This is a genomic window from Mameliella sp. AT18, assembly GCF_028807275.1.
GTDB classification, from domain to species: Bacteria; Pseudomonadota; Alphaproteobacteria; order Rhodobacterales; family Rhodobacteraceae; genus Antarctobacter; species Antarctobacter albus.
The window spans coordinates 16,882-31,132 of sequence record NZ_JARAMO010000190.1 but is presented as its reverse complement, the minus strand read 5'-3'; the positions used below and the strand labels follow the sequence as shown (position 1 = coordinate 31,132).

The window sequence follows — 14,251 nt, the reverse complement described above, 5'->3', positions numbered from 1 at the left end:
AGCGGCACAAATCCGTGACAGGTCCACTTGGAAGAACATCCCCGAGTACCACAAGGAGTGCGCTTGGACCACGGTGCCTTGCAATCACTGTGGAACCGGAATTCGAGCGCATCGATCTTGGGACAATCCGCCTAAATTCTGTGACGGCTGCAAATCACGCTTCAAAACCAAGTCGGAAACCTGCACACACTGCTCAAAGTCTTTTGAAATCCCAACCGGCACACAAATCCGTTGCGCTGAGAAAGGCTGGGAGCTGCCAAACAAATGCTCGGACTGCCGAGAGTTATTTAAGCACAAGCCGTTCTACACAAAAACGGAAGAGGATTGGCTCGGACGAACGGTCTTTCGCACCTATAACAAGCGCGGCGACTTGATCAGCGAGTCCCGCGACGAAGAAGATTGGCTCGGTCGAGATCGCAGACGACACAAAAGCAAACAAGGCACGACAACGGGGTTCACTCGCGATCGCGAAGACTGGCTAGGTCGTGAATACAAAGAAACCCGAGATACCAAGGGGAATCCAAAATCCAAAAGCCGCAAGAAAGAAGATTGGCTGGGCCGCGAATACGTTGAGAGCGAGAACGCTCGTGGCGAAAAATCATCCAAGACACGCAAAGAGACGGATTGGTTAGGCCGCCCGCGTAGGCGAACTGATTGAGCCTTTGCGGCTGTTCCGCCGTTCCCCTGTCTTTACCCGCCACACCCCTACTACGCCCTTGACGCTGTTGCGCGAGCCTATTTCCTGCCTCTCTTACTCATCCCCGAACCGGGATCGCCGTCGTGATCCCAACCACAATCGGGGGCGAGATGTCGGCGACCTTTCAGAAATCGGAATCGTCATCCCGCGGCGCGCGCATGCTGCGCACCGCGCTCGGTCCGGCCATTACGCGCTTCCTCGAAGAGCCCGGCATTGTCGAGGTGATGCTCAACCCGGACGGACGGCTCTGGGTCGACCGGCTGTCCGAAGGTCTTTCCGACACCGGCGAACTGGTCGCCCCCGCCGACGGTGAGCGGATCATCCGGCTCGTTGCCCACCATGTCGGCGCCGAGGTTCATGCCGGAAGCCCGCGTGTTTCCGCGGAATTGCCGGAAACCGGTGAACGCTTCGAAGGTCTTCTGCCGCCCGTTGTCGCGGCTCCGACCTTTGCCATCCGCAAGCCCGCCATCGCCGTCTTCTCCCTCGACGACTATGTCGCTGCCGGCATCATGCGATCGGATCAGGCCACCGCCCTGCGCGCCGCGGTCACCAGCCGCAAGAACATCCTGGTCGCCGGTGGCACCTCGACCGGCAAGACTACACTGACCAATGCCTTGCTCGCCGAGGTGGCGAAGAGCGCCGACCGCGTGGTCATCATCGAGGACACGCGGGAACTGCAATGCGCGGCGCCCAATCTCATCGCCATGCGCACCAAGGATGGCGTCGCAACGCTGTCCGATCTCGTCCGCTCATCCCTTCGCCTGCGCCCCGACCGCATTCCCATCGGAGAGGTGCGTGGACCCGAAGCGCTCGACCTCCTGAAGGCCTGGGGCACCGGTCATCCAGGTGGCATCGGCACCATCCACGCCGGCACGGCAATCGGAGCGCTGCGCCGTCTCGAACAACTGATTCAGGAAGTCGTCGTCACAGTTCCCCGCGCTCTGATCGCCGAGACCATCGATCTCGTTGCGGTACTCTCAGGCCGCGGTGCCAAACGCAGCCTTGCCGAACTCTCCACTGTCACCGGTCTGACGCCCGATGGCGACTATCGCCTGAGCCCAGCCACCCAGCCCTCGGAAGGAGCCATCGCATGATCCGCCCCACCTCCCGCCTTCGCCGCCGGATCGCCGGCGCTGCCACGACGTTTGTCCTCACCATGATGATGGCGCCGGCAGCCCGCGCGGCCGGTTCCTCCATGCCTTGGGAGGCGCCGCTGCAGTCGATCCTCGAATCCATCGAGGGACCAGTCGCCAAGATCATGGCGGTCATCATCATTATCATCACCGGGCTGACGCTCGCCTTCGGCGACACCTCGGGCGGCTTCCGGCGGCTGATCCAGATCGTCTTCGGCCTGTCGATCGCCTTCGCCGCCTCGAGCTTCTTTTTGTCCTTCTTCTCCTTCGGCGGCGGGGCGCTCATCTGATGAACGATGTTCCCGGCTTCGTCGTGCCCGTACATCGCGCCCTGACCGAGCCGATCCTGCTCGGCGGAGCGCCGCGCGCGATCGCAATCTTGAACGGCACCCTCGCGGCCGCCCTCGGCCTTGGGCTGCGCCTCTGGCTGGTCGGCCTTGTCCTGTGGGTCATCGGGCATGCCGCCGCCGTCTGGGCCGCGCGGCGCGACCCACTCTTCGCCGATGTCGGACGCCGGCACCTGCGCATTCCCTCCCATCTGAACGTCTGAGGTGCTGCATGATGAACCTTTCCGAATACCGTCGCACCTCGGCCCATCTCGCGGACTTCTTGCCGTGGGCGGCTTTGGTTGGCGAGGGCGTCGTCCTCAACAAGGATGGTTCCTTCCAGCGCACCGCACGCTTCCGCGGACCCGATCTCGACAGCGCCGTTCCGGCCGAGTTGGTGGCGGTTGCCGGGCGGCTCAACAACGCCTTCCGCCGTCTCGGTTCCGGCTGGGCGATCTTCGTCGAAGCCATGCGCGCTCCGGCACGTGAGTATCCGAAAAGTAGCTTCCCGGATCCGGCATCGGCGCTCGTCGATGCGGAACGAAAGGCAATGTTCGAGGAGGAAGGTGGACACTACGAGTCGCGCTACTACCTGACATTTCTCTATCTGCCGCCAGCGGAGGATGCGTCCCGTTCGGAACGGTTCCTCTACGAAGGGCGCGAACGGGGTGGCGAGGCCAATGCGCGGGAACAGCTTCAGGGCTTCATCGATCGAACCGCGCGCGTGCTGTCGCTACTCGACGGCTTCATGCCCGAATGCGTCTGGCTCGACGACGCCGAGACCCTGACTTATCTGCACGCGACCGTATCGACCAACCGGCACCGCGTTCGTGTGCCCGAGACGCCGATCTATCTCGATGCGCTGCTCGCAGATCAGCCGCTGACTGGCGGACTCGAGCCGATGTTGGGCAACGTTCATCTGCGCGTATTGACCATCGTCGGATTCCCGAGCACGACGACGCCCGGCATTCTCGACGAACTCAATCGGCTCGCCTTCCCCTATCGCTGGTCGACCCGCGCCATTTTGCTCGACAAGGTCGATGCCACCCGCCTTCTCACGCGCATCCGCCGGCAATGGTTCGCCAAGCGCAAATCGATCGCCGCCATCCTCAAGGAGGTGATGACCAACGAGGCGTCCGTTCTGGTCGACACCGATGCCGCCAACAAGGCCGCAGACGCCGACGAGGCCCTGCAGGAACTCGGCGCGGACATCGCCGGACAGGCCTATGTCACCGCGACGTTGACGGTGTGGGACGAGGACCCACGCATTGCCGACGAAAAGCTGCGGCTCGCCGAGAAGGTGATCCAGGGACGGGACTTCACGGCGATGCCGGAAACGGTCAACGCAGTGGAAGCCTGGATCGGCAGCCTTCCGGGCCATGTTTACGCCAATGTCCGGCAACCGCCGATCTCCACGCTCAATCTCGCCCACATGATCCCGCTCTCGGCGGTGTGGGCGGGGCCGGAGCGGGACGAGCACCTGGCAGCACCTCCCCTGCTCTTCGGTAAGACCGAAGGCTCGACCCCGTTCCGGTTTTCCCTTCACGTCGGCGATGTCGGCCACACCATGGTCGTCGGACCGACCGGCGCCGGGAAATCCGTATTGCTGGCACTGATGGCGCTGCAGTTCCGCCGCTACCAAGATGCCCAGATCTTCGCCTTCGATTTCGGTGGCTCGATCCGCGTCGCCACGCTCGCCATGGGCGGCGACTGGCACGATCTCGGCGGCGGATTGACGGATGGGATCGAGGACAGCGTCGCCCTGCAGCCGCTGGCGCGTATCCACAACGTCCCCGAACGTGCCTGGGCCGGCGACTGGATCGTCAACATCCTGCGCCGGGAAGGCGTGACGATCGATCCCCGGGCTCGGGAACATTTGTGGGCCGCCCTCACCTCGCTGGCCTCCGCACCTGTCGAGGAACGCACCATCACGGGGCTTTCGGTCCTGCTGCAGTCGCAGGACCTGAAGCGTGCCCTCCAGCCCTATTGCATCGGCGGTCCCTATGGGCGGTTGCTCGATGCGGAAAGCGAACGTCTCGGCACCGCACCAGTGCAGGCCTTCGAGACCGAGGATTTGATCGGGACCGATGCGGCGCTCGCCGTCCTCGCCTATCTCTTCCACCGTATCGAGGCTCAACTCGACGGCCGGCCGACCCTGTTGATCATCGACGAGGGCTGGCTCGCGCTAGACGACGAGGGTTTCGCCGGTCAACTGCGTGAATGGCTGAAGACATTGAGGAAGAAGAACGCTTCAGTCGTCTTCGCCACGCAGTCGCTCTCCGACATCGACAACTCGCCAATCGCGCCGGCGATCATTGAAAGCTGCCAGACTCGTATTCTGCTGCCGAACGAGCGCGCCATCGAACCGCAAATAACCGCGATCTACCGGCGCTTCGGCTTGAACGACCGGCAGATCGAGATCCTCGCCCGGGCAACTTCCAAGCGCGACTATTACTGCCAATCGCGTTCCGGCAACCGCCTGTTCGAGCTCGCCCTCGGTGAAGTCGCGCTCGCCTTCTGCGGCGCCTCCTCCAAAGCCGATCACGCCGCTCTCGAAAAACTCCTCGCCGAACATGGTCGCGATGGATTCACCGAGGCCTGGCTGCGCGCCCGCAACGCCGGCTGGGCGGCCGACCTCATCCCCACCCTCAACAACATGGAGACCCAGTCATGACCTTCCGTCGTACCCGCGCGGCCCTGATCGCCGCTTCCGTTCTGTCCCTGCCCGCCGCCCTGTCCCCGCTGACGGCGCCGCCCGCCTACGCGCTCTTCGGGTTCGGGGACATCGTCTACGACCCGACCAATCACGCCGAGAACATCATTCAGGCGGCTCGCGCGCTTGAGCAGATCAACAACCAGATCGCCTCGCTGCAGAACGAGGCGCAGATGCTCATCAATCAGGCCCGCAACCTCGCGAGCCTGCCTTATTCCGCGCTGCAGGAGCTTCAACAATCCGTTCAGCGCACGCAGCAGCTCTTGGGTGAGGCGCAGCGCATTGCATTCGATGTCCAGCAGATCGACCAAGCGTTTCAGACAACCTATGGCGATGCGCAGCTCTCGGCCTCCGACCAGGACCTGATCGCCGGGGCCCGCGAACGCTGGGAAAACACCGTCGCCGGTCTGCAGGACGCGATGCGCGTGCAGGCCGGCGTGATCGGCAATATCGACACCAATCGCACCCAGATGAGCGAACTGGTGGGGCGCAGCCAGGGCGCGAGGGGGGCCTTGCAGGCGACCCAGGCCGGCAATCAGCTTCTCGCCCTGCAGGGACAGCAGCTTGCCGACCTCACCGCCGTCGTCGCCGCCAACGGGCGAGCGCAGGCGCTAGCCGATGCCGAGCGGGCCGCCGCCGCCGAACAGGGTCGCGAGCAGCGCCGGCGGTTCCTCGAGCCGGGCTCGGGCTACCAGCCCGGCAACGCCCAGATGTTCTACGGCGGCAATTGAGGCGCGGGAAATGGACGGCAAGCCCCTCGCGCGCATCGGCGCCATCGTCTTCGTCGCGGTCGCCATCACGGCGACCGTGCTCGAACTGACCCGCGAACCGGAGCCACAATCAGGCATCGTTTCCGCACCGGCCTCAGCCGGCGCATCCAATGACGATCCGGCCCGCCGGGAGTTGCGGCGCTGCCAACGGCTCGGCGAGGCGGCCACACGCGATGCGAACTGCCTCGCCGCCTGGTCCGAGAACCGCCAGCGCTTCCTCGGCATCGAACCGGAAAGGTAATACGGCCATGGGCGATACCGGCGTCATCGACCATTTCCTGCAGGTCTTCACCTCATATATCGATTCCGGCTTCGGCCTGCTCGGTGGTGAGGTCGCGTTCATCGCCACCACACTGATCGTCATCGACGTGACGCTCGCCGCTCTGTTCTGGTCCTGGGGCGCGGACGAGGACATCATCGCGCGGCTCGTCAAGAAGACCCTCTTCGTCGGTGCCTTCGCCTACATCATCTCCAACTGGAACAACCTCGCCCGCATCGTCTTCGACAGCTTCGCGGGGCTCGGCCTTAAGGCGAGCGGAACAGGGTTTTCCGCGACCGATTTGCTGCGGCCGGGCAAGGTAGCCGAAACCGGCCTCGAAGCCGGCCGGCCATTGCTCGAGTCCATTTCCGACCTGATGGGTTACTGGGCGTTCTTCGAGAACTTCATCCAGATCGCATGCCTGCTCTTTGCCTGGGCGCTGGTTCTCCTCGCCTTCTTCATTCTCGCCATCCAGCTCTTCGTCACCCTGATCGAGTTCAAGCTGACGACGCTGGCCGGTTTCGTGCTCATTCCCTTCGGCCTTTTCGGCAAATCCGCCTTCATGGCCGAGCGCGTCCTCGGTCACGTGATCTCGTCGGGTATCAAGGTGCTGGTGCTTGCCGTGATCATCGGTATCGGCTCAACCCTTTTCTCCGAGTTCACTGGCGGGTTCGGCGGCGACCAGCCGACCATCGACGAGGCCATGGCCATCGTGCTCGCGGCACTCTCGCTCCTGGGCCTCGGCATCTTCGGGCCGGGTATCGCCAACGGCATCGTCTCCGGCGGTCCGCAGCTCGGCGCGGGTTCCGCTGTCGGTACCGGTCTCGCCGCCGGCGGGATGATGGTTACCGGTGGCGCTCTTGCCGCCAGCGGGGCATCCGCCGCGCTTGCCGCCGGTTCCGGAGCGGCCCGGGGCAGTGCCGCACTCGCTGGCGGTGCCGCGACCTCCTATTCGCTTGGCTCTTCCGGACAATCCGGTGCTTCGGGTGTCGCCGCTGGTTTTGGCGGTGTCGCCATGGCCGCAGGCGGAGCCATGACATCGCCGCTCCGTCGCGCCTCTGTCGGCATGAAGCAGAGCTTCGCCGACGGCGGACGCGCGGCCATCGAGGCCAGTGGCGGCGCGGTCACCGGTGGTTCCGCCGCCGCGCCCGCCGCCAGCACGCAAGCCGACATGCCCGACTGGGCACGCCGCATGAAACGCGCCCAGCGCGTCAGTCATGGCGCTTCGGCCGCCGCTCATTCAATCCGTTCGGGAGACGCCCAGGGCGGCGGCTCCTCCATTGATCTCTCCGAAGGTGACCGCTGATGTTCAAACGACCCGCAACCCATTACGGCAAGACGCCAGAACCCGAGACCCCCTATCAGAAGGCCGCGCAGGTCTGGGACGAGCGCATCGGCTCGGCCCGCGTGCAGGCGAAGAACTGGCGGCTCATGGCCTTCGGCTGCCTGATCCTGACGACCGGTTTTGCATCGGCCCTGGTCTGGCAATCGACCCGCGGCACCATTGTGCCCTGGGTGGTCCAGGTCGACGCGCTCGGTGAGGCGCAGGCGGTGGCGCCGGCCACTGCCGACTATGAGCCGACCGACCCGCAACTGGCATTCCACCTCGCCCGCTTCATCGAGAACGTCCGCGCCATTCCCGCCGATCCGATCATCGTGCGTCAGAACTGGTTACGCGCCTACGACTTCACCACCAACCGCGGCGCGCTGGCGCTCAACGACTATGCCCGCGCCAACGATCCCTTCACCAAGGTCGGTGAGCAACAGGTCGCCGTCGAAGTGTCCAGCGTCATCCGGGCGTCGCCGGATAGCTTCCGCGTCGCCTGGACCGAGCGCCACTACGAGAACGGCCAGCTTTCCACGACCGAACGCTGGACCGCGATCCTGACGATCGTCATCCAGCCGCCGCGCAACGCTGAACGCCTGCGTAAGAACCCGCTCGGCATCTACGTCAACGCCATCAACTGGTCCAAGGAGCTCGGACAATGACCATGCCGCTTTTCCGTAAAGCCGGAGGGGCGGTTTCACGCAAGGCCGCTTTGACGCTTCTCCTGCTTTCCGCTTCCGCGCTTTCCGGCTGCGCCACCTTCAAGCCCCCGGAAATCAGCTATGACAGCGACGTGTCACCCCTGCCCTCCGTCCCGGCCGTCGTCACCGAAGAAGCCCCGAAGCCACTTCACATGCCCCCGGCATGGACGCCCGCCCATGGCGGAGAAAGTGCGACCACGTCGACCGGTCGCGTCGAGAACGCCAATGCCGCCGCTCGCATCGAACCTCGTCGCGAGGGCTATTTCAACGCCATCCAGATCTATCCCTGGAGCGATGGCGCGCTCTATCAGATCTATGTCGCACCGGGACAGGTCACCAATATCGCCCTCGAGCCGGGCGAGAGCCTGACCGGCGCCGGACCGATCGCCGCCGGTGACACCGCTCGCTGGATCATCGGCGATACGGAAAGTGGCAGCGGCCGCAAGCGCCGCGTCCACATCCTCGTCAAGCCGACACGTCCCGACATCACCACCAATCTCGTCGTCAGCACCGACCGGCGCGTCTACATGATAGAACTCCGCGCAGGCGAGGAGCCTTACATGCCTGCCGTCGCCTGGGCTTATCCGGCGCGACCCGCAACGCAATCCCAGGCCACGCCCGCCCGGCCGAGGATACCGGCAATGAGCGCGCGGCATTATCGCTACGGGCTGACCGGCGACGCGCCGCCCTGGCGGCCTGTCTCCGTCTTCGATGACGGACGCCGGGTCTACATCCAGTTCCCGCGCGGCATCGTCCAGGGTGAGATGCCGCCCCTTTTCGTGATCGGCTCCGATGGCGAGGCGCAGATCGTCAACAGCCGCATCTACAACAACATCCTGATCGTCGACCGGATCTTCGCCGCGGCGGAACTGCGCCTCGGCAGCGGTCGCAAGCAACAGGTGGTCAGGATCGTGAGAACCGACGGGAGACCAGGATCATGAGCGATGACAACGCCGGCAAGCCAGAAACGGAGATCACTGAATCCTCGACCAATACAGCGGCGGCGATGCGCTTGCGCGCCAAACCGCCACAGGTCACCCGCCTGTCGCGGCGCACTTTAGCGGCGGCCAGCCTGATCGTGTCCCTCGGAATCGGGGGCGCCCTGATATACGCGCTCCGGCCACCTGACCGGGATTCCGGCGGAGAGGAACTCTACACAACTGACAACCGGCGCACGGCGGAGGGGCTCGAAGACTTGCCACGGGACTATACCGGTCCGGTTCTCGGCCCACCTCTGCCCGGCGATCTCGGCCGCCCGATCCTCGATGCGCAGGAACGCGGTCAGCCGGTGGTGCCTCCCGTCATCGCTCCGCCCGCGACCGATCCCGAGGAGCAACGCCGGCTCGCCGAGGCGGAAGCGGCGCGGACCAGCCGCGTCTTTTTCCAAACCGGCGCAGTCGCTCCGAACAGGCCTGCAAATTCAGCTGTTCCAAACCCTGCCGGGCTCAATCTCACCGGGCAGTCACCCGCTACCACCGCACAGGATCGCCAACTCGCATTTCTGAATGCATCGACCGATCGCCGTACCGTCGCGCCGGACCGTGTGATGCCGCCCGCCTCGCCCTATGTCCTTCAGGCCGGTTCGGTTATTCCCGCCGCGCTGGTCACCGGCATTCGATCCGACCTGCCCGGCCAGATCACCGCGCAGGTGACACAGCACATCTACGATAGCCCGTCCGGCCAAATCCTGCTTGTCCCCCAGGGCACGCGTATCATCGGCGAATACTCCAACGATGTGGGCTTCGGTCAGCGCCGCATCCTGCTCGTCTGGAACCGCCTGATCTTTCCGAACGGCCGGTCCATCGTCCTCGAACGGCAACCCGGCGCCGACACGGAAGGGTTTGCCGGCCTGGAAGACGGTGTCGATTTTCATTGGTGGGATCTCGCGAAAGCTGCTGGGCTCTCGACGCTGCTTGCTGTGGGCGCGGAACTCACCATGGATGACGATGATCGCCTGATCCAGGCCATCCGCGGCGGCACCCAGGATACGATCAACGACGCTGGCCAGCAGATCGTCCAGCGCCAATTGCAGATCCTGCCTACATTGACGATCCGGCCGGGTTTTCCGGTGCGTGTCATAGTCACCCGTGACCTCGTTCTCGAACCCTATCGAGGCTGAGCCATGAACACGAAACTGAAGCTCTCCGCCATTCCGGATGACAAGCCCGTAAAGGTGACCGTGGAACTACCCGCCGAGGTTCATCGCGACCTTACCGCCTATGCCGAGGTGATGGCCCGAGATTCCGGTCAGCCCGCGCCTGAACCGGCACGGTTGATCGCGCCGATGCTGCAACGGTTCATGGCGACCGATCGCGCTTTTGCGCGTCTGCGGAAGTCGCGCCGGCAGACGCCGTGATATCGAGCCGGCGCGGCAGCCAGTCGGAATTGCCGCGCCTTACCCTTCCGGCCAGCACATGCGCCGTACTGACAAGGCATCTGAGCGCTGGATTGTCGTTTTCGGCCAGCCAGATCGCACTGAACGGCAGGACATCCTCGGGATCAGTCAACGGACGCAAGACGAGGTCCGGCAGCTTCACCGCCGCCCAGCCGGCGGATATCGCCGTAAGACCCTCCCCGAGGCTGACCAGGTTCATCAAAGTCTCGAAACACGCGCATCTCGCCTCGATCTTGGGAAACACCGAATGGTCGGCAAGCCGCCGCACGATATAGTCATGGACCTCAGGTCCCGGCGCGATGCTGCTCGTGATGAATTGCTCTTCGCTCAGATCCGTCCAGTCGAGTTCGCTTTGATCGGCAAGTCTGTGCCCTTTGCCAAGGGCTATGTGAATCCGTTCACACCACAACTCCGCGCACTCGCAATTCCGGACCGGACGCGAGCCAGGCACGAACACTATGTCGAGTTCGCGCGACCGCAACGCTGCGATGTGATCATCGCGACCGCCGTCGCGAACGTCGATCCGAACCTTCGGATACTCCTGGCGATAAGCGACAAGCAGTTTCCTGAGGAACCCGCCAGCGAGCGAGGTCAGAACACCGATCCGGACCGTCCCCGCTTCGGCCCGGCCGGCGGCGCAAGCCGAGCGCCGCGCCTGGTCGAGTTGCTGAAGGGCGGGCTGCACGTCATCAAGGAAACGCTGCCCGGCATTGGTGAGCCGAACCCCCGTGTTGCTCCGTTCGAGCAGAGAAACGCCAAGCTTGTCTTCCAGCCGCATGATCTTGCGGCTGACACAGGACTGCCCGACCCCGAGCGTTTCTGCCGCCTGTCGCAGGCTTCCGTTTTCAGCGGCGGCTACGAAGTAGCGGATTTCTGAGAGCTGGGGCACAAGCGGCGATCCACGTCATATTAAGCGATGGTAATCATCAGATGCCAATCGCCTCGTAGATTCCCTTGATCCTCGTTAGGGCGATAACATATCCCGACATCCGGCGCCGGAGCATTCAAAGCTGGGCTGAGAAAGTTCTGTCGGCAGAGTTCCTGGGTGAAGCGGCGCGTGATCTTCTCCAACTCGGCTTCCGTCCAGTCACCGACAATAATCTTCAACGCGCCTCTTGAGCCACCCAACGGCAGCTCCATCAGCGCACATTTGTAGGTCATGAGAGCTATCAGCACCTCGACCTCATCCTGGTCGACATCTGGCGCGGAGCGAATGCCGCCCTTGACCGGTGCCGGCTGATTGGTGTGAACGGCGCGCCAGCCTTCAAACGTATACATGCGGCCACGCAGCCGCACGCCGAAGCGCGTGATATAGGTCTGGTTGCAGACCCGAATCTTGTCGATCGGCCCCTCCTGCATCGGCACTAATTCGGCCGCACGCCGGAACATCGCGTCGACGTCTGAGAGGAAGCCAGAACGAAGAGGTAAGCCAACTGCCGAGGTCAAAGCGGAGTTGGGTACTATGGGTCGCAATTTCTCACTTGGAGCTCGCGCTGACTCGACGGCGTTCATACAATTCCGCCTTCGGGAACAATGTCTTGAGCAATAGTAGAAATGGGATAGCCATCATTCGACAGGCGTTTCACCGTCTGGACGTCAAGCCGACCCAATTCAGCAAGCAAGTCATTTTTCGCGGAAAGATCACTACCAAGACACACACTGAGCAGGTGCATCCCACTCTTGTGCAAAGGAGCCTCTACGCCTGCAAGTTCAGCCAGCATTACGGTCGGCAAAAGGCCAAACGGTACGTCTTCCCAGATATAGCGAGTGTCAACGCTTTTCGGCCCCGGCGGATTTGTTCCGCGCGCGACCCGGATTTGATACAGCTCCAACAAAGAGGCTTCCCTGACCTGCAACGATTTCGACATAGTTGCCGCCATGGTCTCAACCGGCCTGCCAAGTGCGCAGGCGATCTCGCATCGCTCCCGATCGAGCGCTTCGATCAAGTTTGCAACCGAAGGCGTGATATTGGTGTTCTGACACCAGCCTTCGCCACGCTCGATCCGCGTCAGATTGCAGAGCGCAATGCCAAGGTGGCTTTGCGGGTTCAGATTGCTCAACGCGATAGAGATCAGATCGTTTTGGAACCTGAACCGGTCACCAAACAGATTGACGCATATCTCGGCTGCGCAACGCGACATGTCCTTTGGTACAGTCGCCATTTCAACATGATCGCGAAGTGCACCGATCCGAACTGCTGTTGGCGACGATGGCGCCTTGGCGGTCAGAACCGTAGTGTTCCAAACGGCGATCGGTATCTGGATCCCGCGTTCAGCCAGGCGCTTTGAGAGATAGAGTGCCGCGAATGACAAATGGCCGCTGATAAAAACGGTATGGCGGGCTTCAATATGCGGGACCAGCGCATCCAAAACCTGACGATGACCATTGGCCGGTAAAGCGAGGATGATGACGTCGTTGCTCGCTAACGCTTCCACGTTGTTGCAGACACTTGGATGATATGATCCCTCCAGCGCCCCGGATACTTCCAGAGCTGCGCCGTTGTCCAAAGCGGCAGTCCGCCGTCCGGAGGGGGACCACACACTGGCCTTATGATCACTTTTCAAGAGATAGGCGGCGTAACCCATCGCGACGGCACCTGCGCCCGCGATACCTACATGCATCTTCCTTCTTCTTTCCATTATTTGGCTGACACGTTGGGACTTTCGGCAAGCACGGGAATGTGCCGCGGGCCGGTCGTCAACGGCTCAGCACCGTCACTCGTGATGAGGAAGGTGTTCTCAATGCGAGAGGCGAACCCGTCGCGATGAATGCTCGGCTCGATACTGACGACCATTCCTGCCTCGAGGAGGTCGGGTATGCCTTCCTTGATCTCGGGGAGCTCCACATTCTCGATGCCAACTCCGCGGCCGGTACGATGGACAACCCACTGTGCCAAGCCGCCCTCGACGAGAATGCCGCGCACTGAGGAATCGATCTCCGAACACGGTGTACCCGGCCTAAGCATGCCGACGGCGACGTCATAAGCCTCGGTGACGGTGTTGTGAATGTCGGTTTCCTGGCTCGTCAGCGGGCGCATCGACACCACGCGGCCCATCCCCATGCGGTAGCCCCAAAGATAGGGAACTCGGCAGTAGTCCATCGCCACGACATCCTCTGGTCCGATCAAGCGCGTGGACGCAGAACCATGGGAGCGAGCGAGACGGGGACCGGAGGTAACCAGTTGCACGCCCTCTCCGAGGGGTGAGTTAACGAAGTTCTGTTCGTCCTCCATTTCTTTCGCGCAGCGATTGACGACAAGATTCCAGCCAACCATCGCCAGTTCATATTCTCGCATAGGGCCGGCCCTGAGAGCGGCGACTTGGGCGTCATACATGTCTACTGCAAGCTTTCCGCAGCGGCGCATCAAGTCTATCTCGGCATCGTCTTTGATGATGCGGTAGCGATCCACCCAACCGCTGCCGTCGGCGAGCGAATAGTCATGGAAGGCATCGTCGATCGCAGTGACGGCCTTTAGGGTCATATGTTGCCGCTCATGGAAGACCTTTCCGGCGGAAGGAGCACCAATGAACGCCCGTGCAAGACCCCAAGAGTCTTCGGTCTCGCCCTCCTCCTTCCATTCCACATGCCGGCGAACTTCGATTCCGGTGCCCATGGTAGCGGCGACGGCGAACTCATACTCAATCTTGGGCACAATGAGCAGCGGATTGCCGTCCTTGGGTACGACCAGTGCCACCAACCGCCTAGGCTCGGAATACTCAGCACGGGTTACAAAACCCCAAAAGCCGCTCAGATAGCGGATATTCGGTGCCTTTGTTATGATCGCCGCCGCGCCGCCCTCAGCTGTCAGACGTTCTTGAATGCGCTTCAAACGTCCCGCAAAGTCAAATTTTATCAGAGCGTTACCCTCCTTTTTAGATATTCGTTTCCACCAGGGTTGCTCTTCCGATCCCCGCCGTGTGATTTGCTCGA

16 protein-coding genes are annotated in these 14,251 nt (G+C 62.8%); 12 read left to right on the top strand and 4 right to left on the bottom strand.

The window, feature by feature from the left end:
- From PVW46_RS16845 to PVW46_RS16790, 12 genes are all read left to right on the top strand, one after another.
- The coding region (locus PVW46_RS16845; RefSeq protein WP_274576763.1) for a hypothetical protein at positions 1 to 658 on the top strand (658 nt) is incomplete at its 5' end.
- Between the two features lie 197 nt (positions 659 to 855).
- Positions 856 to 1,791, top strand: a complete 936-nt coding sequence (gene trbB, locus PVW46_RS16840; RefSeq protein WP_443137049.1) for a P-type conjugative transfer ATPase TrbB — start codon at positions 856 to 858, stop codon at positions 1,789 to 1,791.
- Positions 1,788 to 2,120 (top strand): TrbC/VirB2 family type IV secretion system protein, encoded by a 333-nt coding sequence (locus tag PVW46_RS16835; protein ID WP_274576758.1) that lies wholly within the window; start codon positions 1,788 to 1,790, stop codon positions 2,118 to 2,120. The genes trbB and PVW46_RS16835 overlap by 4 nt, the downstream gene beginning before the upstream one ends.
- Positions 2,120 to 2,380, top strand: coding sequence for a VirB3 family type IV secretion system protein (locus PVW46_RS16830; RefSeq protein ID WP_274576756.1), 261 nt, complete (start codon positions 2,120 to 2,122; stop codon positions 2,378 to 2,380). Before PVW46_RS16835 ends, PVW46_RS16830 begins: the two co-directional genes overlap by 1 nt.
- Before the next feature lie 8 nt (positions 2,381 to 2,388).
- Positions 2,389 to 4,830 (top strand): conjugal transfer protein TrbE, encoded by a 2,442-nt coding sequence (trbE, locus tag PVW46_RS16825; RefSeq protein WP_274576754.1) that lies wholly within the window; start codon positions 2,389 to 2,391, stop codon positions 4,828 to 4,830.
- The gene (trbJ, locus tag PVW46_RS16820) at positions 4,827 to 5,600 is read left to right on the top strand and encodes a P-type conjugative transfer protein TrbJ (RefSeq protein ID WP_274576752.1); all 774 of its coding nucleotides are present in this window, start codon (positions 4,827 to 4,829) and stop codon (positions 5,598 to 5,600) included. Before trbE ends, trbJ begins: the two co-directional genes overlap by 4 nt.
- A 10-nt stretch (positions 5,601 to 5,610) precedes the next feature.
- Complete coding sequence (trbK-alt, locus tag PVW46_RS16815; protein WP_274576750.1) at positions 5,611 to 5,880, top strand: putative entry exclusion protein TrbK-alt; 270 nt, start codon at positions 5,611 to 5,613, stop codon at positions 5,878 to 5,880.
- 7 nt (positions 5,881 to 5,887) lie between these two features.
- On the top strand, positions 5,888 to 7,204 hold the full coding sequence (gene trbL / locus PVW46_RS16810; protein WP_274576748.1) for a P-type conjugative transfer protein TrbL: 1,317 nt from the start codon (positions 5,888 to 5,890) through the stop codon (positions 7,202 to 7,204).
- Entirely contained in the window at positions 7,204 to 7,887 is a 684-nt protein-coding gene (trbF, locus tag PVW46_RS16805; RefSeq protein ID WP_274576747.1) for a conjugal transfer protein TrbF, read from the top strand. The genes trbL and trbF overlap by 1 nt, the downstream gene beginning before the upstream one ends.
- Before the next feature lie 2 nt (positions 7,888 to 7,889).
- On the top strand, positions 7,890 to 8,867 hold the full coding sequence (trbG, locus tag PVW46_RS16800; RefSeq protein WP_443137048.1) for a P-type conjugative transfer protein TrbG: 978 nt from the start codon (positions 7,890 to 7,892) through the stop codon (positions 8,865 to 8,867).
- Positions 8,864 to 10,045 carry a TraB/TrbI/VirB10 family type IV secretion system protein gene (locus tag PVW46_RS16795; protein WP_443137047.1) on the top strand — a complete coding sequence of 394 codons (1,182 nt, stop codon included), beginning with the start codon at positions 8,864 to 8,866 and terminating at the stop codon, positions 10,043 to 10,045. Before trbG ends, PVW46_RS16795 begins: the two co-directional genes overlap by 4 nt.
- Before the next feature lie 3 nt (positions 10,046 to 10,048).
- Positions 10,049 to 10,282 (top strand): DUF2274 domain-containing protein, encoded by a 234-nt coding sequence (locus PVW46_RS16790; RefSeq protein WP_274576745.1) that lies wholly within the window; start codon positions 10,049 to 10,051, stop codon positions 10,280 to 10,282.
- Here PVW46_RS16790 and PVW46_RS28795 read toward each other — a convergent pair.
- The 4 genes from PVW46_RS28795 to PVW46_RS16770 form a co-directional block, all read right to left on the bottom strand.
- Positions 10,224 to 11,210 (bottom strand): LysR family transcriptional regulator, encoded by a 987-nt coding sequence (locus PVW46_RS28795; protein ID WP_443137046.1) that lies wholly within the window; start codon positions 11,208 to 11,210, stop codon positions 10,224 to 10,226. The two genes, PVW46_RS16790 and PVW46_RS28795, sit on opposite strands and share 59 nt — an antisense overlap.
- A gap of 20 nt (positions 11,211 to 11,230) precedes the next feature.
- Positions 11,231 to 11,710 (bottom strand): Glu/Leu/Phe/Val dehydrogenase dimerization domain-containing protein, encoded by a 480-nt coding sequence (locus PVW46_RS16780; RefSeq protein WP_274576743.1) that lies wholly within the window; start codon positions 11,708 to 11,710, stop codon positions 11,231 to 11,233.
- A 119-nt stretch (positions 11,711 to 11,829) separates the two neighbouring features.
- Complete coding sequence (locus tag PVW46_RS16775) at positions 11,830 to 12,942, bottom strand: NAD/NADP octopine/nopaline dehydrogenase family protein (RefSeq protein ID WP_274576742.1); 1,113 nt, start codon at positions 12,940 to 12,942, stop codon at positions 11,830 to 11,832.
- A gap of 17 nt (positions 12,943 to 12,959) precedes the next feature.
- Entirely contained in the window at positions 12,960 to 14,150 is a 1,191-nt protein-coding gene (locus PVW46_RS16770; protein WP_274576741.1) for a M24 family metallopeptidase, read from the bottom strand.
- Positions 14,151 to 14,251 lie beyond the last annotated feature (101 nt).

Coding starts and splice junctions, on each gene's coding strand:
- trbK-alt (WP_274576750.1), top strand. CDS start 5,611: ATGGACGGCAAGCCCCTCGCGCGCATCGGCGCCATCGTCTTCGTCGCG.
- trbF (WP_274576747.1), top strand. CDS start 7,204: ATGTTCAAACGACCCGCAACCCATTACGGCAAGACGCCAGAACCCGAG.
- trbG (WP_443137048.1), top strand. CDS start 7,890: ATGCCGCTTTTCCGTAAAGCCGGAGGGGCGGTTTCACGCAAGGCCGCT.
- trbE (WP_274576754.1), top strand. CDS start 2,389: ATGATGAACCTTTCCGAATACCGTCGCACCTCGGCCCATCTCGCGGAC.
- PVW46_RS16795 (WP_443137047.1), top strand. CDS start 8,864: ATGAGCGATGACAACGCCGGCAAGCCAGAAACGGAGATCACTGAATCC.
- PVW46_RS16830 (WP_274576756.1), top strand. CDS start 2,120: ATGAACGATGTTCCCGGCTTCGTCGTGCCCGTACATCGCGCCCTGACC.
- PVW46_RS16780 (WP_274576743.1), bottom strand. CDS start 11,710: ATGTTCCGGCGTGCGGCCGAATTAGTGCCGATGCAGGAGGGGCCGATC.
- PVW46_RS16790 (WP_274576745.1), top strand. CDS start 10,049: ATGAACACGAAACTGAAGCTCTCCGCCATTCCGGATGACAAGCCCGTA.
- PVW46_RS16775 (WP_274576742.1), bottom strand. CDS start 12,942: ATGCATGTAGGTATCGCGGGCGCAGGTGCCGTCGCGATGGGTTACGCC.
- PVW46_RS16835 (WP_274576758.1), top strand. CDS start 1,788: ATGATCCGCCCCACCTCCCGCCTTCGCCGCCGGATCGCCGGCGCTGCC.
- trbB (WP_443137049.1), top strand. CDS start 856: ATGCTGCGCACCGCGCTCGGTCCGGCCATTACGCGCTTCCTCGAAGAG.
- trbL (WP_274576748.1), top strand. CDS start 5,888: ATGGGCGATACCGGCGTCATCGACCATTTCCTGCAGGTCTTCACCTCA.
- trbJ (WP_274576752.1), top strand. CDS start 4,827: ATGACCTTCCGTCGTACCCGCGCGGCCCTGATCGCCGCTTCCGTTCTG.